A 21,189-nucleotide genomic window follows, 5' to 3' on the forward strand; every position below is an offset into this window, starting at 1 on the left:
TACGTAATGACATGGCAGATCTCTCATCCCACGGCATAAGCAACTCCACTCAGAAGTACTCATACCTATGTTGTAAGTGTCTACCATGTCCCCGAACAAGTGTTCATGATGTCCCCGGTCTGTACACATTCAGAGGGGGAAGCCGTTAAATGCGGCTCAGGCAGTCCAACGCCACCGCTTTGAAGCTGTCGAAATTGTCACTGCCCAGCAGGCGGGTCATCGAACGTTCGCGCACAAAGGTGACGAACAGATCGTAGATCGCCATCGCTTCCTCGTAATCGTTTTTGCTGATCGCCAGCAAGAAAATGACGTGCGCCACCTCACCTTCTCCCCACGGGATACCCTGCGGTGCCAGCAGCGTGACCACCACTGTCTTTTTCGCCAACAGCCCCAAAGAGTGCGGCAGAGCAATCCCCTCCCCTAGCAAGGTAGAAACGATGGCCTCCCGCTCAACGACCGAAGGGTAAAAATCACTGCCCACATAGCCTTCCTGCTCCAACTGAGCGCAAACTTTGCTAAACAGCTGCTCCTGCGTTAGCGGCTCGTTGACGATCATAAAGTGGTTGGCATCAAAGAATTTTTCCAACATATACGGCTTGGTGCGATCGACCAGCACCAGCTTGCCCAACTGTTCTAGCTGATACTCCGTTGGGAACGGCGACATCACGACGACCGGCTTGTTCTTCTCGCTGATGCGCGCATTGGAAATGATAAAATCTTCGTCGATACTGGCGATAATTTCGTAATCACGCAGCGAAACGATGCGTGTTACCACCAATTGCGGATACTTGCGCGCAATCTGCGCCTGGATCATCCGCACCGTAGAGTTACCGGTATCGCACACCAGCATCACCTGCGGATGGCGCTCATAACCAATGTTGTAGTGCCGCTCCAGGCCGACGCCAATATGCAGCACCAGGTAGCCGATTTCGTTCTCGCTCAGGGTATAAGGCGTGTGTTTACCCCAGCTCGAGACGGCCGCCAGCGTCACATCATAGGCCATCGGATAATGCTGCTTGATATTGGCCAACAGCGGGTTCGGGATATTGATCTGGTATTTCACCCGGGTGATCATGGTTTTGATATGGGTGAGCAGATCGGCCCGCAGCTGCTTGTCGTTCTGCAGGTTGTAGTTATAGTGCGAGTTAATGTAGGACAGGATGTAATCCACCAGCGCCTCTTCGTCATCGGCGTTGATTTTGGTCGGCTGCACTTCCTGTACTCTTCTGGCAGCGATGTTGACTCGCAAATAGGCCTCTTCCGCCGCCGCAATCTCTTTACCCGTGGCCTTGCTCAGTTCACCCGCCAGCCAGGTTGACGCTTTGCGCACCGCATCATCACCATCTTCCACGTCAAAATCCTGCAACGGATAGCCGTCCGTGATGCGCCGCAGCGCCACGGCACAGTAGAAGATCAGATATTGCTCGCCCTCATCGGTCAGACGAATGGCATATTGCGACAGCAGTGGGTGCAGCAACCCGGCAAAGGTCAATACCTGCGGCTGATGAAGGATGTCATTGTTCAGCAATGGATTTTCCGCATCCGCCAGATGCAGTTGAAACAGCAGATCGGTCAGGCAGGAGCGGATCGCCATTTCCGCACCAAACAGCTTCATACCATAGCGCGGCTTGGTTTCGATGGTTAACTGGTAATGCGCCAGGCGCTCTCTCACCTCAGCCATGTCGTTTTGCAGCGTACCTCGGCTGACAAACCATTCATCGGCCAGATCTTCCAGCTTCATCGAGAAGGCTGAGGTCAAAAAGCGAATCAACAGATAATGCACCCGCTCCTGCGCGCTGCGCGGCGTGGCGTGCTGTTTACGTTCCCGATGCTGTAGTGCGCTAAACCGGGCCTCATCATCAACCTGCAGGCGATATCCGGCCCCGCGGCTGTGGACAAACTGCGCACCATAACTCTCCAGGATATCGTTCAGCGCGGTGATATCAGCGCGTACCGTGCGGGTAGACACGGCAAAACGCTTTGCCAGCTCGTCCTGCGGCAAGGTTTCAGACTGCAAAGCATCGAACAGCGATGCCAAACGTGGGTAGGGAAATCTCACCATTCTCTTTCCGTTATGAACGTGCCCGCCTGAGGGGTCTGGCGGGCAACTGGTTACTTCGCCGCTGGCAAGAACACCATTTGTGAAGGGCTGCCCACCGGGGTGTAGCCTTCAACAAAACTGAGCTTGCCGCTGAGCTGGTCTACGCTAAAGCGGGTTACGTTATCGCTACGCTGATTCATGGCATACAGATAACGGCCACTCGGATCCAAAGTGATAGTGCGCGGATAGTCGCCTCGCGTCCAGGTCTCTGCCACCGGTTTCAGTTCGCCCTCGCCGCTTACGCTGAACTGCGCAATGCTGTTGTGCAGACGATTGGCGACATACAGATTTTTACCATCCGCAGCCAAGGCCATGCCAGCGGCAAAGCTGGTCCCCTTATAATCGGCAGGCAGGGTTGAAACTGCACGTAACTGTTTCAGCGTCCCATTTTGGCTATCAAAGCGGTAGCTGGTTAGTGTAGATGCTTCCTCGTTGATTAGTAGGACAATTTTACCATTTGGATGAAATATGAAGTGGCGCGGGCCAGCTCCGGCGGAAGAGGCGGCGATCCACGGCGGATCGTTTGGCGTCAGCTTGCCGCTGGCGGCATCGAAACGCCACTGGTAGATACGATCCAGCCCCAGATCGGTAGAGAACACGAACTTGCCGCTCGGATCGCTGGCGATCATATGCGCATGCGGGCCATTGTGATCGCTGATGGCAAAGCTGCCTTCCACCGCGGCGGCGGGTTTGGCCGCACCCGCAGGGCCAACATCTTGTTGCACAGAACTGGCGGCTCCCAACTTGCCTTCGCTGTCGATCGGGAACGCCGCAACGCTGCCACTGACATAGTTAGCCACCAGCAGATGACGGCCATCCGGCGTCAGAGAAAGGTAAACCGGCCCCGCGCCTTGTGAATCCACCTGATTAAGCGGCGTCAGGCTGCCGTCCTGAGGGTTGATGCGATAGGCGACAATGCCCCCGTGCTGGGTGCCATTAAAATCTGCCACCTCGCTGGCAACGTACAGCGTCTGTCCTTTGGCATCGGTGACCAGTTGGGCCGGATTAGGCAGGCTGCTGACCAATGTCTTGGCACTCAGCGCCCCGGTTTTCGCATCCACCTGCATGCGATAAACTCCCTCACCGTTCGGGTTATAGGTACCAATATAGGCAAAATGAGACGACGTGGGTTTCATTGCATCCTCAGCATGTAACGCCGGGCTGGCGATAGCCAACAACGCCAGGGACAGCGCGCTCCACAGCGGAGCGATTCGTAATTTCGAAGCCTGCCAGTTTCGCATAGTTATCCTTTTGACCGATAGATAGGGACAAAAAGATGCCCCTCACCCTAACCCTCTCCCGAAGGGAGAGGGGACCGTACGTGCCACAACTTAACTCCAGTATCCAACCGCCACATCAAATCGAACATGCCACTGCTTTACACCACACCTAACCACAACTCCGTACCAGCTCCCTCTCCCGAAAGATGAGGGGACAGAACGTGCCACAACTTAACTCCAGTATCCAACCGCAACACCTAACTACAACACCGTCCCCCCCCTCAAGGTAGTTAAACAAGCTACAGACTCACTCCTGCACCTGATAACAGCTCCAGACAGCTCCCCCTCCCAAAGGGGACTGAACGTGCCACAACTTAACCTCAGTATCCAACCGCCACACCTAACTACAACACCGTCCCCCCCTCAAGAGAGTTAAACAAGCTACAGACTCACTCCTGCACCTGATAACAGCTCCGGACAGCTCCCTCTCCCTGTGGGAGAGGGTTGGGGTGAGGGGCCGCGGATTTACCCCACCAGCCGCTTGGTGATCTCCAGCAGCGTTTTGACATCTTGCGGGCGAGTATCACCACTGGTGGAATCAATAATGGAACTGTAGATATGCGGGATCACCTGCTTCACACCGGCTTTCAACGCAATCTCCAGGATCGGCTCGAAGTTTTCCAGATCGATGCCCCCGGTCGGCTCCAGCATAAAGTCATGCTCGGCACAGGCTTTCGCCACGTACTCATATTCGTCCTGATGCTTCAGGCCGCCCATAGGGAAATACTTAATCGAGCTGCCGCCCATGTCTTTCAACAACGCAATCGCGGTCTCTACCGGCACTATGCCATCCGCTGCCTGAGCACTCAGTGGCCCGGTGGAAATCTTCACCCAGCCCACGCGACCGGTTGGGGAGACCAGGCCGTTCACCACGGTTTGGTTTTGCTTCAGCAATGCACGGCTGGCACCGACGCCGGTGAATACCTGGTTCACATGCTGGGGTTGGACATGCTCGGCGATCAGGCTGACCATATTCGACTGCTTGGGATCGCCAGCTCCCAGGCCCACGGAAAGCGCGTTCTCGATCAGGCGTGCATAACGCGACATATCCGCCACGGCACTCTCAACGTCTGGATAGTTTTTGGAAAGAACGCCCACCAGCACGTGCCCCTGCGCCGCATTATAGATGTCCTGCGCGTTGGCTTTTGAGCCAGCCAGCACGTTAAGGCAAACGCGGTCTTTATAGTAATTAGGCTTCAGCTTCATGCTTGGTTCTCCGTAAACAGATTTTTAATACAGGTAAAGACGGTCATCAGCTGCTGCTCGTTCACGCTGCGGACATCCACCTCAATCTTGCCTTCGTTGGCCTTGTAGCCACGGAAATAGATGGCGATATCACCGGTTTTCAGCCGCTGGACGATTTCCACAGTCGACATCCCCAACACCGCTTCATCAAAGGTGATTTCAACGCGGGCAATATCGCGCCCTGCGCTGTCCCAGACGGTTTTGGCACTGATGCCATTCAGGGTATTCAGTTGGCTGATAAACGGTGTCATGCGCTCTACCATTTGCGCACCGGTGGTTTTCTCCGACGTCAGGTAGCTTTCAATCGCCTGCGTCAGGCCGAGGATGCCCTCTTTACCCACCTTCATCGCCCGGCCAATACCGCCAGACTGCTGCTTCACCCACTCTACGTATTGCTTCTTGCCGATCACCAGTCCGCTGGTCGGCCCTTCGATGGCCTTGGCACCGCTGTAGATCACCAGATCGGCCCCCATCTGGTAGTAACACATCAGATCTTCTTCGGCAGCAGCATCGACGATCAGCGGCAGGTTATGCTTACGTGCCACCACGGCTGCCTGTTCGACGGAGAGAATGCTTTTCTGCACGCAGTGGTGAGACTTGACGTACAGGATGGCCGCGGTCTGCGGGGTGATGCAGGCTTCAATCTGTTCAGGGGAACATTCGTTGGCATAACCTGCTTCCACCACCTTACCGCCGCCAAGGGCGACCATGGTATCCACCGGCGCACCAAAGTTGACGTTATGGCCACGCGGCAACACGATCTCACGCGGCTCGTTCACCGTAGCGGAATGCAGGTTGACCAACAGGTTGGCGTTGTCCTTGACGATCACCGCCGCCACCGACTGGGCAATACCGGCAGAAGCGCAGGAAACAATCACCGCGTCTTCCACATTCAGCAGGCCAGCAATATAGGCGCCGGTCTTGTTGACCAGATCCTTGATTTCAAAGTAATGATTCAGGCCATAATCCACGGCGTCAATCACCTCCTGGCGTGGCGTAGAAACGCCGAGAATAGTCATGTGGCCGGAAGTATTGATCACCTGCTTTAAGTTATATTTTTCATAGACTGAAGACATGAGCGGCTTTTCCTTGTTCGGTTAATAGGACTTCCCCGGCCACTACGGCAGCCAGCGGCACCAACAGTTGTTCGCCATTCACGGACTCCCCTTCGGCGTCGGCAAACAGCTGCGGCCCCTGGCGGAGATCAAAAATGGTCAGGTCGGCATCAAAGCCGGGTTTCAGCTGCCCCTTGCTAGTCAGGCGCAACGCCGCAGCGGCATTTTCCGTTACGCAGCCAATGACCTGCGCCAGAGAAAGCCCAACGGTAAAGAATTTGGACATCACCGTCGCCAGGCTGTGCACTGGGCCAGCCAGACGGTTGCGACAGTAGATATCGGAACTGATGGTGTGTGGGAAGATCCCCAGCGCGATGGCCTGACGGGCAACCTCAAAGCTGAAGCTGGCCGAACCGTGGCCCACATCAAGCAGCACGCCACGTTTTAACGCACGTTGGATCGACTCGCGCAGCGTACCTGCCGGGGTCAGAATGCGGTTCGGTTTACCGTTGTAGCAGTGAGTGATGATGTCGCCCTGGGTCAGCAGATCGGCGATCTCGTCCAGATCCGGCGGGTTATTGCCGATGTGTACCATCAGCGGCAGTTGCTGGTTTTCCTGCTGGATCTCTTTGGCCAACACCAACGGTTTGGTGCCGTTCTGGCCCACGACGCTGCTGCTCATGCGCGCCTTGATACCAATGACAAACCCCGGCTTGCCGTCGATGGCCTGTTTGACCTGCTGCTTATTGATATCCGCCATATCAGCCAGTTCATTCTGCCTTAGCAGACCGATACGCGAGATATTGAGGAAGGCAAAGACGTTGGTTTTGGCGCTGCGCGTCAGGGCATAGAATTCATCGATATCGTCAGTGCCGGTGCTGCCAGCATCCACCACCGAGGTGACGCCGCTGCTCACGCCCACCAGGTCCGGGTCGTCATGATAAATCGGTGAAGAGGGATAACAGTGTACGTGAGAGTCGATCCAGCCAGCGCTCAGGCGGTAGTTCCCCGCCAGATCCAGTTGTTTGTGGGCACGGGCATCAGCCGCCAACTGCCCGACGACGGCAATCTTACCCGCCGCAATAGCCACATCGGCCAGGGTGTCGTCCACCAGCCTGGCGCGCCGGATGATTAGGTCATACATACTTCGCTACTCCTTGCCAAGCCCTGGGCGGTTGACCCAGGGCTTGGGACTTGATTAAGAAATGGCTACCGGGAAGAATGCCCCCAAGATCATGGCACCCAGGATCGCGCCGCCGGTGATCGGCTTGCCCCAGATGTAGAACAGCAGTGCACCCAGCAGGGAACCCAGGCCGATCGGGATCGAAGCGGCCATGGCAGACAGGATGATCAACGGCCCAAGGAAACGCCCGGAAGAGTTACCTGCCCCCATCATCACGTCCGCCCCGTAGGTGGAGTCGCTCTGGCTGATGGTAAATTTACGCGCCAGGATAATCAGGTAACCAATCGCCAGGCCAATGACCAGGCCAGTAACCAGCGAGGCGGCAAAGTTGGCTACCGGGAAGACAATCCCCGCGCCCAGTAACAGTGCAGGAACACCCAGGCCAACCCCGGTCTGGATCGCCCCGCCGATATCCAGGATCCCTACCAGAGAACCTTCGATAATGCGGGCAAACAGGAAGCTGGCACCGAACGCCGCCACCGCACCGTAAACTCCGGTGTCCATCCCGGCACGCAGCATGGAAACGAAGGCCACTTCGTTAAACGCGCCTATGCCATACAGGTAATACATGTGTGTCCCGGCAAACACGCCGGACGAGAGCAGGCCAACAAAAATCGGGAACGACCAGTCGGCATACCAGAAGCCTTTGTCTGCTTGTGCTTCCATCATTCAGCTCCTTATTTTCCGCTCAGGGTGTTATGAATGGCATCCAGCCAGCCAGGCACGCCCAGGCTGAAGGATTCGAGAACTTTCATATCAAAGCCGCGGAAGAAGCCGCTCAGCACGAACAGCAGCACAATCGCCACCATCATGATCTTGGTGACTTTATTCCAGCCGCTTTCTTCAACGCCCTTGCCAATCAGGATACCCAGCACCAGACCCGGTACGGCGTTACCCATGATCAGCTGTGCCAGACCACCGAAGATGGTGCCCCAGAAGCCAGAACGTTTGCCCGCTTCGATCGCCGCCAGCCAGAAAATCACCGGCATGACGGTGTTCACCAGCAGGTTGGCCGCTGGAACCAACACTTTGATGGCCGTGACCTGCAAGGCTGCTGGCACTGCCGAAGCGGTGGTGTTAAGGAAGGCCACGACCAAAATGCCGATAATGCCGCAAGCGATGGCCATCTTTTTTGGATCGTGCATGGTTTCCGCGACGTTGCGGTTTTTGATCATCAGGGCTGCAGCGCCCCAGTTAGGAATAATGCGATGGTCAACGTCCTGCGTGAAGGCACCCGCCGCCACTGAAGACGCCCAGGCATTGAAGAAGAAGCCCAGACCAAATGAGAAATGAGAAGCCGGATCGCCTTCGCAGGAGTTCAGCTCACCCAAGGTACGGAACGCTCCCATACCCTGCGTCGTCGGTGCGTGGAACATACGTGCAGCACCGGCCCCTACACCGACGCCAACCAGCCCGCCGATAATAATCGACTTAAATAAGATGATTAAAAACATCAGAATATCCTTCTTATGTCATGCCCAGTGGATCCCAAGACGCAGCCATAGCGGCTACAGCTTGAAACACGACGGATATAACGTTTTTATTTCTGGGTGAAGACCACCTTTTCGGTATTGATGATCGTCACGTTCACGGTTATTTCTAATGAAACGGCATAGCTTTTTCTTTCACGCGCCAGGAAGAAGAAAAGAAATTTTTCTTTGGTGGTTCTCTCTTCCGCCTTTACTATTTTGACATCCTGCGGTTCGATACGCAGCAGAACATTATTGGTGGATTTTAAAATCACGCCCTGTACATTCGCTAATGCACCGGCAAAGGCTTTAGCTTTACTATCGCCTTTGCCCTCCACGTTAACCGAGGTAGTATAAGTTTCTTTCATTACGGATTGCCGTATTTTTTGACATAAGCTTCCACCAGCCGCTGGCCTAATTCTTCTTTATCCATAAAGCCAAAGCCTAATACATTGCAGCCTTCGTTAATTGCCGTCACGCCTTCTTCGATAGAACGCATACCATATCTGGATTTATAACCATATTTGGTTTGTGCGGTGATCGCTCCAGCGCCACCGCTGCCGCAGAAGGAAATGCCCAGTTGCGCATTCTCTGCTTTCATCACGTCACCCAGCTTCATATCCGCCGCCATGCCAGGGATCACAATCACCTTGGCACCTGCATTTTCAACGCCTTGGCCCACTTTCTGGCCTTTACCCAGCCGATCGCCGATCACTACGGTAATTTGTCCCATGGGGTTTTTCTCCTGAATAATTTTAATCAATTAAACGTTATTGGTCGTTATCTTTAGCCACTTCAAAATGAACCGAAAGCAGATACGCCTCTTCAATCGGTAACGTGGCAAACTTATTTACCACTCGCTCTGCCAGTTGCATCGATCCGGCAGAAATTTCATCAAACAGTGATTTATCAACTTCCGGCAAGGGCTCACCTGTTATTGAGCGCAACACCATCGCGCGGATATGGGATTCCAACATTTGTTGTTGCACCGCATTGGTGTAAATATTCTCTTCACCCAACATGGCGGTAATATCGGCCAACAATTGAGTGGTAATCGCTGCGGCCTCACTGATGTCAGTCTGTTCCCTGTTACTTACCGAAGCAGTTCCGTCATTCACTTTGCAGTCACCTCTGGATCCAGCTATTTATCCGTTAACGGTAAAGCGCTTTACCTTTACCCGCTTTCTTTGATGTCTTTACCCTAACCCTTGGTGCATTGCTTGTGTAGCGCGTTTTTTTCCAGTTCGAACTGGAAATTAAGTGACGCCAAGGGATCCATTTCGCAAAATCGGGGGTTTTTACGCTAAGTAAATGAGATTGCAAAAAGAGTTTGCAACGCAGAGTTGCCAGTTGGCAGCGCGGCGCAAAAAACTTCGTGATCGAGATCTCTTTCTTTTCCGGCCCTAACAGCCTACTATCAGTAGGACAAACCGACATTTTTCACACCCCCGCGCCCAAAGGTGCGGGGGTGTTGCTTTTGTGTTGTTTTCCGAATTTATGGCGCAGAAAGGGCGCCCTTTGATTGGACTGGAGAGTGGAATGACCAAACCAACCATTACCATTAATGAGCTGGATGCGGAACGCCTGGATGCGCTACTGGCACAGCCAGCCTTTGCCAATACTGACGTCGCCGCCGCGCTGAACGCTGAACTGGATCGCGCTGACATTGTGCCGGCATCGCAGATCCCTGCACACGTCGTCACCATGAACAGCCGCGTACGTTTTCGCGATCTGCATACTTCAGAAGAACATGTGCGCACGCTGGTTTACCCAGCCTCTCTCAAAGACAGCGCTGAACAGCTGTCGGTGATGGCACCTCTGGGTGCAGCACTGCTGGGAATGCACGTGGGTAAACAGATCAATTGGCAATTGCCAAACGGCGAAGAAGCCCGCATTGAAGTGTTGGAATTGCTGTATCAACCTGAGGCTGCGGGCGAGTATCACCGCTAAGTCAGGTTTCCGGGCGGCCATTCAGCCGCCCTTTTTGTCAACGCTACGTTGATTGCCGCAGTACGCTTAACGGAATTTCTTGTGATTGGCATCGCGGGTTTGCTTGAAGCCCTGCGCCACTTTACGCGCGTCCTCCAGTTTGCCCTGATTCGCCAGCGCCATTGACTGATCGATCTGCCCGATCAGCGTCGCCAGCCCTTGACGAAACTCCTTCATCTCCGGGCTGTCTGGCGCTTTGTTTTCCAACTTCGGCGGTGTGCCTTTCTGGGCATCCGTAGCCGCAGCACGCATATTCTGCAGGCTCTGCTTGAAGGTATCGGTGGAGTCGGTTTTCAATACAATTTTGTAATTGGCGGCCAGGGTATCCATGTCATCAGCCAGTTCGGCTGCCATCACCCATGAACTGGCTCCCAGCAGCGTCAGTGCTGCCAACACTTTCAATGTCTTCTTCATGCTCACCTTCCAGTTATTGTTTTAGTTAACCCGTTATAAACATAGGCATGGAACGGTAAAACCGATACCTGATATTTGTAAGGAAGGTTGAAGCGGAGGAGTGGGGAGGAGCGTCTCAGCCCTCTCCCACAAGGAAAGAGGACCGATCGAGTTCATTGATTGCTCTGCGTAATACCTTGCTTTCTTTGTTCTTACTCCCGACTTTCCGAAGCAGTAAGGACCAACCACATACTCTGGACAGCTCCCTCTCCCTATGGGAGAGGGTTGGGGTGAGGGGGGATTACTGCCCTGCGATCTTCATTTCCGGCAGCAGCACGGAACCGCACTGGATATTGCTGCGCAGTTCGATATCGCTGCCGATGCTGACGATATTGCGCAGCATATCTTTCAGGTTGCCGGCAATGGTGATCTCGCTGACCGGATACTGGATCTCACCATTTTCTACCCAGAAGCCAGAAGCTCCGCGTGAGTAATCGCCGGTAATCCCGCTGACGCCCTGCCCCATCAGTTCAGTGACCACCAGACCGGTGCCCAACTGTTTGAGCATGCCCGCAAAATCATCGCCCTGACCGGCAATGCGCCAGTTATGGATCCCGCCCGCATGACCAGTGCTATGTAGCCCCAGTTTACGCGCGGCGTAGCTGGTCAGCAGCCAGGTTTCCAGCACGCCGTCTTTGACGATGTCGCGGCGCTGGGTGCGTACGCCTTCACTGTCGAACGGCGTAGAGGCCAGCCCTTTCAACAAGTGCGGATGTTCTTCAATGGTCATCCACTCCGGCAGGATCTGTTTACCCAACGAATCCAGCAGGAAGGTGGATTTGCGATAAACGCTGCTGCCGCTGATAGCCCCAACCAGGTGGCCAAACAGACCGGTAGCCACTTCTGAGGCGAACAGCACCGGCGCTTTCATGGTTGACAGCTTGCGTGGGGAAAGACGCGCCAGCGTGCGGCGGGCGCATTCCTGGCCAACCCACTCAGGGCTGGCCATATCGCCCATAGCCCGACCAATGGTGTAGGCATAATCCCGCTCCATATCGCCATCATGTTCGGCGATCACACAGCTGGAGAGCGAGTGACGACTGGAGCAATAGCTTTGCAGCATGCCGTGGCTGTTGCCGAAGACCTTGATACCGTAATGGCTGTTGAAGCTGCCGCCTTCGGTATTGGTAATCCGCTTGTCGGCCGCCAGCGAAGCCTGTTCGGCACGGGCTGCCAGCTCGATACCACGTTCAGCATCCAGCTCGGTGGGGTGGAACAGGTCCAGATCCGGCGCGTCAAACGCCAGCAGATCTTTTTCCGCCGGGCCAGCATGGGGATCTGGTGAAGTGTAACGAGCAATATCCAGCGCCGCCTGAACGGTACGGGCAATGGCATCTGGATTAAGATCGGTGGAAGAGGCACTGCCTTTGCGGTTTTGATAATAGACGGTAATACCTAACGCGCCGTCGCTGTTGAATTCGACGTTCTCCACCTCACCGAAGCGGGTGCTGACGCTGATACCGGTGGTTTTGCTCACGGCAACTTCTGCCGCATCGGAACCGGCGCGTGCCAGCTCCAGCGCCTGTGAAACGGCGTTTTCCAGCGCTTTGCGCTGCTCTGCAACTTGGGTGACTACTTTCATCAATCGGCCATAGTTAATCAGAAAATCGTTGAGAAAAGTGCCGTGTCGGCATGGTTTTGCGCGCAATAACGCGCCAAAATAATTTCAGGCTGCGCCCGCTGGCCACAGCCCGATGTACTTTTGAGTCTAACAGGAACCGCGTGGAATTTCGCATAAAGCCGGCAACCTGTTAGGATTAGCCTCTTTTTAACGGAGCCTACCATGAACAAACAGCCTGAAGACTGGCTCGACGAAGTCCCGGAGAACGAAAACGAGGACGATGACGAGATTATCTGGGTCAGTAAAAGTGAAATTAAACGTGATGCCGAAGCGCTGAAAGACCTGGGAACCGAACTGGTTGAACTGGGTAAAAACGCCTTGGAACGCATCCCGCTGGATGAAGATCTGCGTGCCGCCATCGAACTGGCGCAAAAGATCAAGAAAGAAGGCCGCCGCCGCCAGATCCAACTGATCGGTAAAATGCTGCGTGCTCGCGATGTCGAACCGATCCAGACCGCGCTCGACAAGTTGAAGAACCGCCATAACCAACAGGTTTCGCTGTTCCACAAGCTGGAAGCGCTGCGCGATCGTCTGGTAGCTGAAGGTGATGACGCGATCCCGTCCGTGCTGGATCTGTATCCACAAGCCGATCGCCAACAGTTGCGTGCCCTGATACGTAATGCGCAGAAAGAGCAGGCCGCTAACAAGCCGCCAAAATCATTCCGCCAAATCTTCCAGTACTTGCGAGAGCTGGCAGAGGCACAACAGTGATCGTCAGCGGCATCGCTGCGGGATGGACCCCGTTCATCCCCGCTGATGCGTCGCTGCGCTGCTCGTTTCACGGATATTGAACCGCAGGTTGCCCTCCAGCTCCTCCTCCGCTTCTTCAAACAACAGAATAATGGCACCAAAGCGGCGTTTGCTGCGGGCGTTGAGATTGAGAAATTCAATCTCGACCGGCAGGCTGATGTCGCCGGTCACCACGTCCCACAGCGCGTCCAGGTTGGCGCCAAATCCTTCACCCAGTGCAAACCGCTCGGCAAAGTGGCGATAGAACGCTGGCAAGTCCGCTATCTGGTTAAAATCGAACTCTATTTTCCCCATCGGCTCACTCCATCCGCATGAAGTTCTTATAATGGTCGCGTGTGACATAAATCAGACCGTCACTGGAATACAACAGCCGATCGGCACCGCGTCGGCCGCATTGGTAGTTGATATCCGCTTCGCGCCATACCCGGTTGTTGGCGGTCGGTAATTGCCCTTCACGGTTGGAAAAACGGTCGCCGCCAATGGCCTTGCCCGGCAATACCTTGCACAGATTACCGTCACGCGCATCCCAACCCTGCTCACGAGCCTGCTTTTTGGTGATGTAGTAATCAGGCAGACGCTGGTGCTGTTGCACATAGCTGACCACTCGCTGCTGCTGCGTCAGTTGTTCAATGCTCTCTGCCGCCGGGGTCGAATCATTGGTCAGAGCCCGATCGCCATCCCCCTGCAGCGCACTAAACCCCGCCACCAGCAAAGCAATCAGCATCGCAATAAGCGTACGTTTATTCATACTGTCCCTGCATATATAGCAAAAATTAATGAATCAAAGATGACCAAGATGTAACCATTTCGCATCCAAAAGGCCTGACGCTCGAGCAAAAACCGCAATTGATACGGAATTATTATGGTTTGTGAGGCCTTCCTGCATGCATTTTAGCCCCCGTAGTCGGGAGACGTAAACCATGCAGTATAGCCTTTGACGGGAAAGTGAAAATATCAATCAATCAGCGCGTGACGGTAGCGATGCAGCATATCGGCCAGGCGTTTTACCGGCCCGGTGACGCTAAGCGGAGCGAGGTTATCCACCAGCTTTTGTTGATATTCATTCATCTCTTTGAGTAACCGATCGTAGTAGTAAGCCCGCTTCACATCGTTCTTGGCGGTGACCACGTGGTCGGCGGTGCTGCGGATCTGCTTGTGGAACACCGAAAGCTCTTCCCGCTCCGGGATCTCGGTCATCTGCATCCGCTGGTGGGCAATAATCAGGTTGAGCGCCAGCCGGTATTTGGCAATATCGTTCGGAAACATCATCAGCAGCTGGTTCAGGCGCTGATAGAGCGCAGGCAGATGGTTTTCCTTACGGCGCGCCGCCTTGGTGGTCAACGCCGAAACGGCGCTGCTGACCAACTGATTCATCAACGTGCGGCCGGTGCGCTCACGTGAGGTATCACGGATCAGGAACAGCACGATCATCGCCACAAAGCAGCCGATAATCTGGCCGATGGCGCTGTCGATAAACGAGGAGACATGGAAACTCATCGGATTGCTTAACACGATGATGTTAATAGTACTCGCCAGGGTGCCTAGCGATCCCAAACGGCGTTTCTGCACTTCGATCCCTATGACAAAGGACATGATGCCCAGGCTCAGACACAACAAGAACATGCTTTGCTGGGTTTCCGGCAGAATAAACATATAAAACAGCGCACCGAGCGGCAACGCCACCAGCACGCCCAGCAGGAAGTCGAGCGCCATCATTTTTGGATTTGGCGTACGCATCGCCAATGCGGTCACGACGGCGATCATCACCATACAGCCGCTGCCGGACGTCCAGCCGGTCCACAGCCAGAACAGGCAGCCTATTGAGGTCGCCGCCCAGGCTCGCAGCCCGTTGATCATGGCATGGTGGCCTTCCGCCGACGGCCTCTTCACCACCACTTCCCCGGCCAGTATCTCGTTTTCTACCGCGTTGATGCCGCTGTTGGTATGCACGCCTTTTGCCACCAGCAAATAGCGCGTCGCTGCGCCCACCCAGCCGGTGACCGTTTGCAGATGTTCATCGCTACGGTTGGTTGCCAGCACCTGGCGCACCAGCTTCAGGCGTTTATGCACTTCCTGCGCGGTTTCCGCTGGAACCATCAGCAGCTCGCGGATATTTTCCTTCACCGCATCCGGGTGATTGAGCAAAATCAGGTAGGTTTCACAGGCCTGGGTAATCAACGTCAGCGAAAGCGTATGTAACGCATGCAAGCGGCTGTTAACCCGCTGCCAACGCGATGATTCCAACATCAGGTTGCTGCGCATCCCGTTGATGGCGGTGGTGCTTTTAACCAGATCGCTCCAGGCGCGGTCGATATCTTCCTTGCCGGCATCGCTGATACACATTTGCATCAGCTTGTACTGCCCCACCAGCAGTTGATCCACCGCACGATCGATATCCTGTTTGATCGAACGCGGGGAAAACAGCAGGTCGGCCAGTACCGCACTGAGAATACCGAGCACGATCTCGCTACAGCGCTCTACGGCGAACTGTGGCGCGTCCAACAGTGAGGTTGTGGTGTTTGTAGTGGCTGCGGAGGTGACGATGATAATCAGCGCCGTGTAGCCCGCCAGCCCCCAGGCATAAGAGTTTTCGACCTTCACCAGCGAGGAGATCCAAGTACAGACTCCCAGCCAGACGCAGCAAAGCATCAGCATCACCACCGGCGCACGGGCACAGGTAACGATAATCAGCAAGCCGACAAAGCAGCCGATAAAGGTGCCGATAATACGCAGCCAGCCACGATAGCGGATCGCGCCAGAGAAAGGTTCCCCCCCGGCGGCAAAGGCCGGGCCGGCAGCCACAATGGCCGCTGTCAGCACCGACCAGCGCGGGGTTTCCAGATTGAGGTGAAAACCGACAAACAGGGCGAAGACGATCGCAAAGCTGAGCTTGCAGGCAAACCGCAGCCGCAGAAAGGTTGGGCTGTTCATTAGCCGAACTCACGCAACCGATGCATCAGCCGGATAAACGGCGAGCCGCTGTCGATGCTACGATCGTTCTTGCCGGTTATGACCACGGTCGCGGTGGTACCCGCCGGGTAAGAGTGTTGCTGATCTTTCTCATCAAGGATGATTTTCACCGGCACGCGCTGTGCCAGACGCACCCACTCCAGATTGCTGTCGATCGACGCCAGCCCCTTGCTGTTTGGGGTACTGCTGCTGTTATTCACCGCCGCGGCCAGGCTATCGACGGTGCCGTGCATAATGCGGTTGCTGCCCAGCGGGGTGATCTCGGCACGATCGCCTTTGCTCAACCCTTCAAGCTTGGTTTCTTCCAGATAGGCGATGACATAGAAACTGTTTTTCTTCACCAGCGCCACCGCCGTAGAACCACGGGTGATAAATTCCCCTGCGTGGACGTTCAGGTTGGTGACCCAACCGTCTGCTGGCGCACGCACCGTGGTCCGTTCCAGATCCAACTGCGCCAGATCGCGCACGGCGATCGCCTTGGCCAACTGATGCTGCACGGTTTGCAGCACGTTATTGGATTGGTCGATCTCTTCTTGTGACATCGCCTGGATCCCCAAGCGCACACGGCGGCCCGCTTCACGCTTCTTCTCGGCCGCCAGCGTCTGATAATAGGCCACATCGGCGTTGGCTTCGGCCAGTGCCTGTTGGTAACGTGGCTGGTCGATCACCATCAGGATCTGGCCCTGTTTCACCAACTGGTTGTCGGTGATCGGCACGTCGGTCAGCAAACCGCTGACGTCCGGGGCAATCGCCACCACGTCGGCGGTGAATTTGGCATCACGCGTCCAAGGCGATTCGGTGTAAAACGCCCACGCCTTGAACACGGCAATGGCCGCCAACAGAACCAGCAGCAAGGTGATGGCGATGCGGAGTATTTTTAATGACAAAGTTTTCACAGCAGCCTCAAACGAAAAGACACGAAATCAGATAAAACAAACAGCAATACAGCGCGGTATTGAACAACGCCGGATGCCAGACAAAATCGTAAATCCCGGTCGGCTGCAACAGGCGGCGTATGACGAAGAACAGGGCCAACGACGCTAACAGCTCAAAAAATACCGGTGGGAACGACAGTCCAAAAATGACCATAACCGGAAGCAAACTCATCACTTTATCCTTAATTGTTTACTACACCGGGGGTTTTCCCTGCTGATTTCACATTCCATTTACATTCTAGCGCACGGACGCCAAACGTTATGATCTGGTAGTTGACCAGGCCATAAACCTGAAAAAGGGTTAAGCTAACAGCAGGCTTCCGCAAGAGGGAATGTATGGATAACCGGAGGGATCGTGCGGCCACGGCAGTAAACCGCGGCATAGCTGACCACGCTCAAGCGTTCAGAAGATCTTTACACCCGACGCGTTATATTAGCCTGCTTACTATCAACTCATCTATAATCTGTGATCTAAATCACTTTTAAGCCAGAGTGAACAATGGAAAGACTAAAACGGATGTCCGTGTTTGCCAAAGTCGTTGAATGTGGGTCATTTACCGCGGCAGCACGCCAGCTCGACATGAGCGTTTCATCCATCAGCCAGACAGTGTCCAAACTGGAAAATGATCTACAGGTGAAGCTGCTTAACCGCAGCACGCGTAGTATCGGCCTGACCGAAGCGGGTAAAATCTACTATCAGGGCTGCCGCCGCATGTTGCAGGAAGCCGCCGAGGTCCATGAGCAGCTTTATGCGCTGAACAATACGCCCATAGGCACGCTGCGCATCGGCAGTTCGTCCACTATGGCGCAAAACGTCCTGGCGACCATGACCGCCGATATGTTGCAAGAGTATCCTGGTTTGACGGTTAATCTGGTCACCGGCATTCCGGCCCCGGATCTGATTGCCGACGGCCTGGACGTAGTGATCCGCACTGGCGAACTGCAGGATTCCAGCCTGTTTTCCAAACGTCTGGGCTCGATGCCGATGGTGGTCTGCGCCGCCAAAAGCTACCTGACTCAACACGGGACACCGCAAAAACCGGCGGATATGGTGAATTTTTCCTGGTTGGAATACAGCGTACGGCCCGACAGTGAGTTTGAATTGATGGCTCCCGAAGGCATCAGTACGCGTATTTCCCCGCAGGGGCGCTTCGTGACCAACGATTCACAAACCATGATCCGTTGGCTCAAGGCCGGGGCCGGGATTGCCTATGCGCCACTGATGTGGGTCATCGAAGAGATCAAACGCGGCGAGATTGAGATCCTGTTCAAGCGCTACCATTCAGAACCCCGTCCGGTTTACGCACTGTACACCGAGAAGGACAAGCTGCCGCTCAAGGTGCAGGTGTGTATCAATTACCTGACGGAATACTTTAAACGCGTGGCGGAAGTGTATCAGGTCTATCGCTGATGGCTTCCCTTTATCCCTGGAGTTTACTCCAGGGTAATAAGTTTGCTCTAACTGATATATAGCGTTTACTGCTATAAAAGCGGTCACTCATTTTATTAATGCTAATTATCGAAAGTATTTACCTTCATTTGATTCTCATTCTCTACTGAGAACTCTGCTGTATTCATTAGGCTTAACCGATCGGTTATGCGGAAATTTCCGCCATAGTTGCGGGTAATAAACCACCGCGATAATTGTTTAAAGCATATCCTACCAATCCAACCAAAATGCCCATTCTGCTACCGCTTTCGCGTGCTTGCTTACGCCCCTGCGGGTGTGATTTATTGATGAATTGGCGCTGGTGCGCCCAATTATCATTATCGCCATAAATAATAAAAACCAGGCTTCATTATTCATTATAGGAATCACCATGGAAAAGATCTCACGTACGCACGTGGTATATGCCATGTCGCGCGATAACGCCCCTGTGGCCACCGTTGCCAGCGGCAGCGACGTTTGTTTTGAAACCTGTGACTGCTTCGAAGATCAAATCGCCTCTGAACAGGCCGCCTTCACCGAACTGGACTGGAGCCGCATCAACCCGGCTACCGGGCCGGTTTACGTGCAGGATGCGAACCCCGGCGATGTGTTACGGGTAGAGATTAAACGTATTACCCCAACCAGCCATCAGGCAGTCATGGTCACCGCTCCAGGCCTGGGCGTCATTGGCGATGAGCTGCAACAGCCACAGATCCGCACCGTGCCGCTGGAAGACGGCTTCGCCCTGCTGCCTGGCGGCGTGCGTTGGCCGTTAAAACCAATGATCGGCGTAATTGGCGTCGCCCCAGCCGAAGATCCGATCCCCTGCGGCACTCCAGATGCCCACGGCGGCAACATGGACTGCAAAATCATCACCGAAGGCTGCACGCTGTGGCTGCCGGTTAACGTTCCCGGCGCGCTGTTTGCGCTCGGCGATCTGCATGCCGCAATGGGCGATGGTGAAGTCTCGGTATGCGGGCTGGAAATTCCCGGCGAAGTGGTGGTGAACCTGAGCGTAGTCAAAAACCGCGCGCTGCCCACCCCGATGATGAGCACCATTGATACGCTCTATACCCTGGCATCCGCCAAAACGCTGGACGAAGCGGCCGAATTGGCAACCCGCAATATGGCACACTTCGTGGCGGACTATAGCCAGGTCTCGCTGGCCGACGCCATCAATCTGCTGAGCATCACTGGCGATCTGCAAATCTGTCAGGTGGTCGATCCGCTGAAAACCTGCCGTTTCGCGCTGCCACGCAGCGTTGCCGAGCAGTTAAACCTCCAGTTGGATTAGGGATAGCGCCATGTCTGTAGAACAATTTGGTTATAAGCAGGAACTGCACCGTACCCTCACCCTGAAAGATCTGGTGATTTACGGCATGATCTTTATGGTGCCGATCGCGCCGTTTGGCGTGTTTGGCTACGTGTGGGAAGGCGCACAGGGCATGGTGGCGCTGGCCTATCTGATCGGCATGGTGGCGATGTTCTTCACCGCCATGAGCTACTGGTCAATGTCCCGTGCTTTCCCGGTTTCCGGCTCGGTCTATGCCTATGCCCAGCGCGGCATCCATGAAACCGTCGGCTTCTTTGCCGGTTGGCTGATCCTGCTCGATTACATCCTGGTGCCGTCGTTGCTGTATATCGTCAGCGCGGCGGCGCTCGGCCCGATCCTGCCAGAAGTACCCGCCTGGGTGTGGATCGTGACCTTTATCGTGATCAACAGTGCGATCAACCTGGTGGGGATCCAGTTCACCGCCAAGGCCAACCGCTACATCCTGGTGGCGGAGATCGTGATCCTGACCATCTTTGTGGTAATGGGCCTGACGGCACTGTATTCCGGCGAAGGTTCCGGTGGCCTGACGCTGAACCCGCTCTACAACGCCGAGAAATTTAGCCTGCCGCTGGTGATGGGTGCGGTATCTATCGCGGTGCTGTCATTCCTGGGCTTTGACGGTATTTCGACGCTGTCCGAAGAGAGTAAAGGCGGGGCCGATGCCGTGGGGAAAGCCTCGTTGTATGCACTGCTGTTGGTAGGGTCGCTGTTTATTCTGCAAACCTGGATTGCCGCCGATCTGGCTGCGGGCCAAAACTTCACTAACCTGGATACCGCGTTCTACGATACCGCCAATCTGGCGGGCGGTTCCTGGTTAAAGCAGGCGACCATCTGGGCGACGGCGCTCTCCTGGGGGATTGCCAATGCGTTAGTCGCGCAGGCCGCCATCTCCCGCATTCTGTTCGCCATGGGGCGAGACCGCCAATTGCCGAAGATCCTGGCCAAGGTACATCCACGCTTTAAAACCCCTTACATCAGCACCCTGCTGGTCGCGGTGATCTCCCTCGGTTCCGGGCTGTACTTCAACGGCAGCATCGACAACCTGAGCCGGTTGGTCAACTTCGGGGCGCTGATGGGCTTTTTGATCTTGCACCTGTCGGTGATTAACCACTACATCATCCGCCAGAAGTCCAAGGCCTGGGTAAAACACCTGCTGTTCCCACTGATCGGCCTGTCGATCATCGCCTTTGTACTGTACGAGATGGATATCGAAGCCAAAATCCTCGGCCTTAGCTGGCTGGCGATCGGCATCGTGTATTACTTTGTGCTGCGCGTAGTGCTGAAGAGAGAGCCGGTGCTGAAGCTGGAAGACTAAGCCAGCAATCTGCCCCTTCTGGGGCAGATTTATCCAATCCTTTGATGACGTTAACAAAACG

At 54.9% G+C, this 21,189-nt stretch carries 22 protein-coding genes; 5 read left to right on the forward strand and 17 right to left on the reverse strand.

The window, feature by feature from the left end; genetic code table 11:
• Window positions 1-145: 145 nt before the first annotated feature.
• From ACMV5H_RS10165 to ACMV5H_RS10210, 10 genes are all read right to left on the reverse strand, one after another.
• Window positions 146-2,062 (reverse strand): BglG family transcription antiterminator, encoded by a 1,917-nt coding sequence (locus tag ACMV5H_RS10165; RefSeq protein WP_218520242.1) that lies wholly within the window; start codon window positions 2,060-2,062, stop codon window positions 146-148.
• 50 nt (window positions 2,063-2,112) lie between these two features.
• Window positions 2,113-3,342, reverse strand: coding sequence for a lactonase family protein (locus tag ACMV5H_RS10170; RefSeq protein WP_261455275.1), 1,230 nt, complete (start codon window positions 3,340-3,342; stop codon window positions 2,113-2,115).
• A 504-nt stretch (window positions 3,343-3,846) separates the two neighbouring features.
• Entirely contained in the window at window positions 3,847-4,587 is a 741-nt protein-coding gene (gene dagF, locus ACMV5H_RS10175; protein ID WP_094981504.1) for a 2-dehydro-3-deoxy-phosphogluconate aldolase, read from the reverse strand.
• A complete protein-coding gene (locus ACMV5H_RS10180; protein WP_414821782.1) occupies window positions 4,584-5,702 on the reverse strand; it encodes a DgaE family pyridoxal phosphate-dependent ammonia lyase in 1,119 nt (372 codons plus the stop codon). Before ACMV5H_RS10180 ends, dagF begins: the two co-directional genes overlap by 4 nt.
• A complete protein-coding gene (locus ACMV5H_RS10185; protein ID WP_414821783.1) occupies window positions 5,686-6,825 on the reverse strand; it encodes an amidohydrolase/deacetylase family metallohydrolase in 1,140 nt (379 codons plus the stop codon). The genes ACMV5H_RS10180 and ACMV5H_RS10185 overlap by 17 nt, the downstream gene beginning before the upstream one ends.
• 54 nt (window positions 6,826-6,879) lie before the next feature.
• The gene (locus ACMV5H_RS10190) at window positions 6,880-7,530 is read right to left on the reverse strand and encodes a DUF4310 family protein (RefSeq protein WP_037376237.1); all 651 of its coding nucleotides are present in this window, start codon (window positions 7,528-7,530) and stop codon (window positions 6,880-6,882) included.
• Window positions 7,531-7,541: 11 nt separating this feature from the next.
• Window positions 7,542-8,318, reverse strand: coding sequence for a DUF4311 domain-containing protein (locus ACMV5H_RS10195; protein WP_021180718.1), 777 nt, complete (start codon window positions 8,316-8,318; stop codon window positions 7,542-7,544).
• A gap of 86 nt (window positions 8,319-8,404) precedes the next feature.
• Entirely contained in the window at window positions 8,405-8,701 is a 297-nt protein-coding gene (locus ACMV5H_RS10200; RefSeq protein WP_021180719.1) for a DUF4312 family protein, read from the reverse strand.
• Window positions 8,701-9,066 (reverse strand): glycine-rich SFCGS family protein, encoded by a 366-nt coding sequence (locus tag ACMV5H_RS10205; RefSeq protein ID WP_021180720.1) that lies wholly within the window; start codon window positions 9,064-9,066, stop codon window positions 8,701-8,703. Before ACMV5H_RS10205 ends, ACMV5H_RS10200 begins: the two co-directional genes overlap by 1 nt.
• A gap of 37 nt (window positions 9,067-9,103) precedes the next feature.
• Window positions 9,104-9,406 carry a glycine dehydrogenase gene (locus tag ACMV5H_RS10210; protein WP_370572534.1) on the reverse strand — a complete coding sequence of 101 codons (303 nt, stop codon included), beginning with the start codon at window positions 9,404-9,406 and terminating at the stop codon, window positions 9,104-9,106.
• A 466-nt stretch (window positions 9,407-9,872) separates the two neighbouring features.
• On the opposite strand from ACMV5H_RS10210, the gene rnk reads away from it, so the two are divergent.
• Window positions 9,873-10,283, forward strand: coding sequence for a nucleoside diphosphate kinase regulator (rnk, locus tag ACMV5H_RS10215; RefSeq protein ID WP_021180723.1), 411 nt, complete (start codon window positions 9,873-9,875; stop codon window positions 10,281-10,283).
• 66 nt (window positions 10,284-10,349) lie between these two features.
• Here rnk and cybC read toward each other — a convergent pair whose 3' ends face one another.
• Window positions 10,350-10,736, reverse strand: a complete 387-nt coding sequence (gene cybC / locus ACMV5H_RS10220) for a cytochrome b562 (protein ID WP_094981506.1) — start codon at window positions 10,734-10,736, stop codon at window positions 10,350-10,352.
• 280 nt (window positions 10,737-11,016) lie between these two features.
• Window positions 11,017-12,357, reverse strand: a complete 1,341-nt coding sequence (pmbA, locus tag ACMV5H_RS10225; RefSeq protein ID WP_021806975.1) for a metalloprotease PmbA — start codon at window positions 12,355-12,357, stop codon at window positions 11,017-11,019.
• Between the two features lie 201 nt (window positions 12,358-12,558).
• Between pmbA and yjgA the strand changes: the two genes are divergently transcribed.
• A complete protein-coding gene (gene yjgA, locus ACMV5H_RS10230; RefSeq protein ID WP_021180727.1) occupies window positions 12,559-13,107 on the forward strand; it encodes a ribosome biogenesis factor YjgA in 549 nt (182 codons plus the stop codon).
• 33 nt (window positions 13,108-13,140) lie between these two features.
• On the opposite strand, the gene ACMV5H_RS10235 is transcribed toward yjgA, so the two are convergent.
• The 5 genes from ACMV5H_RS10235 to aaeX form a co-directional block, all read right to left on the reverse strand.
• Window positions 13,141-13,440, reverse strand: a complete 300-nt coding sequence (locus ACMV5H_RS10235; protein ID WP_021806976.1) for a barstar family protein — start codon at window positions 13,438-13,440, stop codon at window positions 13,141-13,143.
• Between the two features lie 4 nt (window positions 13,441-13,444).
• Window positions 13,445-13,894, reverse strand: coding sequence for a ribonuclease (locus ACMV5H_RS10240; RefSeq protein ID WP_021806977.1), 450 nt, complete (start codon window positions 13,892-13,894; stop codon window positions 13,445-13,447).
• Between the two features lie 206 nt (window positions 13,895-14,100).
• Window positions 14,101-16,077: a p-hydroxybenzoic acid efflux pump subunit AaeB gene (gene aaeB, locus ACMV5H_RS10245; RefSeq protein ID WP_021806978.1), complete on the reverse strand. Its 1,977-nt coding sequence runs from the start codon at window positions 16,075-16,077 to the stop codon at window positions 14,101-14,103.
• Window positions 16,077-17,012, reverse strand: a complete 936-nt coding sequence (gene aaeA / locus ACMV5H_RS10250) for a p-hydroxybenzoic acid efflux pump subunit AaeA (RefSeq protein WP_021806979.1) — start codon at window positions 17,010-17,012, stop codon at window positions 16,077-16,079. The genes aaeB and aaeA overlap by 1 nt, the downstream gene beginning before the upstream one ends.
• A gap of 7 nt (window positions 17,013-17,019) precedes the next feature.
• A complete protein-coding gene (gene aaeX / locus ACMV5H_RS10255) occupies window positions 17,020-17,223 on the reverse strand; it encodes a p-hydroxybenzoic acid efflux pump operon protein AaeX (RefSeq protein WP_021180732.1) in 204 nt (67 codons plus the stop codon).
• Window positions 17,224-17,550: 327 nt separating this feature from the next.
• On the opposite strand from aaeX, the gene aaeR reads away from it, so the two are divergent.
• From aaeR to ACMV5H_RS10270, 3 genes are all read left to right on the forward strand, one after another.
• Window positions 17,551-18,462, forward strand: coding sequence for an HTH-type transcriptional activator AaeR (gene aaeR / locus ACMV5H_RS10260; RefSeq protein ID WP_414821784.1), 912 nt, complete (start codon window positions 17,551-17,553; stop codon window positions 18,460-18,462).
• Window positions 18,463-18,871: 409 nt separating this feature from the next.
• Window positions 18,872-19,774 (forward strand): acetamidase/formamidase family protein, encoded by a 903-nt coding sequence (locus tag ACMV5H_RS10265; RefSeq protein WP_037376248.1) that lies wholly within the window; start codon window positions 18,872-18,874, stop codon window positions 19,772-19,774.
• Between the two features lie 10 nt (window positions 19,775-19,784).
• On the forward strand, window positions 19,785-21,128 hold the full coding sequence (locus ACMV5H_RS10270; RefSeq protein WP_115159767.1) for an APC family permease: 1,344 nt from the start codon (window positions 19,785-19,787) through the stop codon (window positions 21,126-21,128).
• The last annotated feature ends 61 nt before the right edge of the window (window positions 21,129-21,189 follow it).

Origin of the sequence: Serratia sp. N21D137, from assembly GCF_047530005.1 — a bacterium.
GTDB classification, from domain to species: Bacteria; Pseudomonadota; Gammaproteobacteria; order Enterobacterales; family Enterobacteriaceae; genus Chania; species Chania fonticola_B.

Bases quoted from the DNA above. Each gene is read 5' to 3' on its own strand.
- ACMV5H_RS10165 (WP_218520242.1), bottom strand. From the start codon at position 2,062: ATGGTGAGATTTCCCTACCCACGTTTGGCATCGCTGTTCGATGCTTTG.
- ACMV5H_RS10170 (WP_261455275.1), bottom strand. From the start codon at position 3,342: ATGCGAAACTGGCAGGCTTCGAAATTACGAATCGCTCCGCTGTGGAGC.
- dagF (WP_094981504.1), bottom strand. From the start codon at position 4,587: ATGAAGCTGAAGCCTAATTACTATAAAGACCGCGTTTGCCTTAACGTG.
- ACMV5H_RS10180 (WP_414821782.1), bottom strand. From the start codon at position 5,702: ATGTCTTCAGTCTATGAAAAATATAACTTAAAGCAGGTGATCAATACT.
- ACMV5H_RS10185 (WP_414821783.1), bottom strand. From the start codon at position 6,825: ATGTATGACCTAATCATCCGGCGCGCCAGGCTGGTGGACGACACCCTG.
- ACMV5H_RS10190 (WP_037376237.1), bottom strand. From the start codon at position 7,530: ATGGAAGCACAAGCAGACAAAGGCTTCTGGTATGCCGACTGGTCGTTC.
- ACMV5H_RS10195 (WP_021180718.1), bottom strand. From the start codon at position 8,318: ATGTTTTTAATCATCTTATTTAAGTCGATTATTATCGGCGGGCTGGTT.
- ACMV5H_RS10200 (WP_021180719.1), bottom strand. From the start codon at position 8,701: ATGAAAGAAACTTATACTACCTCGGTTAACGTGGAGGGCAAAGGCGAT.
- ACMV5H_RS10205 (WP_021180720.1), bottom strand. From the start codon at position 9,066: ATGGGACAAATTACCGTAGTGATCGGCGATCGGCTGGGTAAAGGCCAG.
- rnk (WP_021180723.1), top strand. From the start codon at position 9,873: ATGACCAAACCAACCATTACCATTAATGAGCTGGATGCGGAACGCCTG.
- cybC (WP_094981506.1), bottom strand. From the start codon at position 10,736: ATGAAGAAGACATTGAAAGTGTTGGCAGCACTGACGCTGCTGGGAGCC.
- pmbA (WP_021806975.1), bottom strand. From the start codon at position 12,357: ATGAAAGTAGTCACCCAAGTTGCAGAGCAGCGCAAAGCGCTGGAAAAC.
- yjgA (WP_021180727.1), top strand. From the start codon at position 12,559: ATGAACAAACAGCCTGAAGACTGGCTCGACGAAGTCCCGGAGAACGAA.
- ACMV5H_RS10235 (WP_021806976.1), bottom strand. From the start codon at position 13,440: ATGGGGAAAATAGAGTTCGATTTTAACCAGATAGCGGACTTGCCAGCG.
- ACMV5H_RS10240 (WP_021806977.1), bottom strand. From the start codon at position 13,894: ATGAATAAACGTACGCTTATTGCGATGCTGATTGCTTTGCTGGTGGCG.
- aaeB (WP_021806978.1), bottom strand. From the start codon at position 16,077: ATGAACAGCCCAACCTTTCTGCGGCTGCGGTTTGCCTGCAAGCTCAGC.
- aaeX (WP_021180732.1), bottom strand. From the start codon at position 17,223: ATGAGTTTGCTTCCGGTTATGGTCATTTTTGGACTGTCGTTCCCACCG.
- aaeR (WP_414821784.1), top strand. From the start codon at position 17,551: ATGGAAAGACTAAAACGGATGTCCGTGTTTGCCAAAGTCGTTGAATGT.
- ACMV5H_RS10265 (WP_037376248.1), top strand. From the start codon at position 18,872: ATGGAAAAGATCTCACGTACGCACGTGGTATATGCCATGTCGCGCGAT.
- ACMV5H_RS10270 (WP_115159767.1), top strand. From the start codon at position 19,785: ATGTCTGTAGAACAATTTGGTTATAAGCAGGAACTGCACCGTACCCTC.